The organism is Micromonospora sp. MH33 (assembly GCF_003013775.1).
Lineage (GTDB): Bacteria > Actinomycetota > Actinomycetes > Mycobacteriales > Micromonosporaceae > Micromonospora > Micromonospora fulviviridis.
On sequence record NZ_MUYZ01000627.1, the window covers coordinates 1 to 1,456 of the forward strand.

The window sequence follows — 1,456 nt, forward strand, 5'->3', positions numbered from 1 at the left end:
GGCGGCGAGCGTCGGCACGCTGCCGACCGGGGCGGGCGTGCCGGAGCACACCTCGGTCTGGCCGGCGGCGGGCGGGGCGTCCGGCCCGTCGGCGGTGACCGGAGCGCCCGGGTCGGTGGCGAGCAGCGCCTCGTGGGCGGCCGTGCGGTCGTAGGTGCCGGCGCCGACGTCGGCGAGACCGCCGTAGGCGTAGCGGACGAAGACCGCGTCGGGGGCGGCCGGCGCGTGGACCCGCAACCGGCCGGCCACCGGGTCGACCATCACCTGCGGCGCCGGGCCGGGGGCCAGGTCCTCCAGGTGGCAGACCCGGATCCGGTCGGGGGTCAGGTCGGGCTGGTCGACGCCGCCGACCCGCAACCGCACGCCGAGCGGCAGCGCGGACGCCGGCAGGGCACCGGCCCGGGCCTGCCCGAGCAGGTCGAGCAGCCGGCGCGGGCGCAGCGGCACGGGCAGGTCCGCTTCGGTGGCGAGCCGCTCGACGGCCTCCTCGCGGCGGGGCGGGGCGTACAGCGGCACGGCCCGGCCGAGCGGGTCGACGGTCCAGTGGTCACCCACTTCGCGGGCGGCGGACCAGCCGCCGTTCGGGCCGGCCGGCGGATCGGCCTCGGGGGCGCCCACCTCGTACGCCTGGGTCGGAAACAGGTGCACGGCCACGTGGTCGATGCCGTAGCGGCCGCGGCGGGTGGGGATGCGGCGTACCTCGGGGGTGTGGGTGAGCGGGTCGAGGGCGCCGCGCGGCCCGGGCGGGCTGACCACGGCGGCGGCCTCGATCCGGGCGGCGCCGCGCAGCGAGACGGTGGCCGGCCGGTCGGGGCGGACGTGGTTGACGTGGGTGGCGCCGACCAGCAGCGGGTGGTGCTCGACGGCGCGGGCCGGCCAGCCGGTGACGTCCCGGGCGACCTGTTCCAGCACGGCGACGGTGCCCTTGCGCCGGCGGTAGGCGACGGTGTTGGCGACCAGGGCCCGCCGGCTCACCGTGACCCCGAGGTCGGGGGGCAGTTCGGCGAGGCCGACCAGGTCGGCGAGGTACGGCACCAGCCACTCGGCGCAGGTCTCGACGAAGAACCCGTCGTGCAGCCGGTCGAGGTCGGCCTCCAGCAGCTCCAGTTCGCCGGCCACGGCGGCGAGCAGCGCGGTGAGCGGGCCGGTGCCGCCGTCGGCCTGCGCGTCGCGGGCGAGCAGGTGCACCGGCACGAGGTCGAGCAGGCGGCGCAGGGCGGGTTCGGTCACGACATCACCCCGATCGTCAGGTCGGTGAGGGTGAGCACCTGGGCGGGGCGCAGCGTGCCGGCGAACCGGCCGGGCAGCGCGGCCAGCAGGTCGACGGTGGCGCCGCCGGGCGGCGCGGCGAGCCGGGGCAGGGTGCAGGCGCGTACCCCGGGCACCGCCCGGACGGTGACCAGGGCCCGGGAGGCCACCACGCCGGTGGCGAAGCCCAGCACCGGCGGGGCGTACG

Annotated in this window: 2 protein-coding genes; both read right to left on the reverse strand. The window is 79.1% G+C overall.

Annotated elements, in window-relative coordinates; genetic code table 11:
* On the reverse strand, window positions 1-1,230 hold a 1,230-nt coding region (locus B0E53_RS36480; RefSeq protein WP_246835784.1), incomplete at its 3' end, for a phage tail protein.
* On the reverse strand, window positions 1,227-1,456 hold a 230-nt coding region (locus B0E53_RS38315; RefSeq protein ID WP_210406371.1), incomplete at its 5' end, for a hypothetical protein. The genes B0E53_RS36480 and B0E53_RS38315, both read right to left, overlap by 4 nt.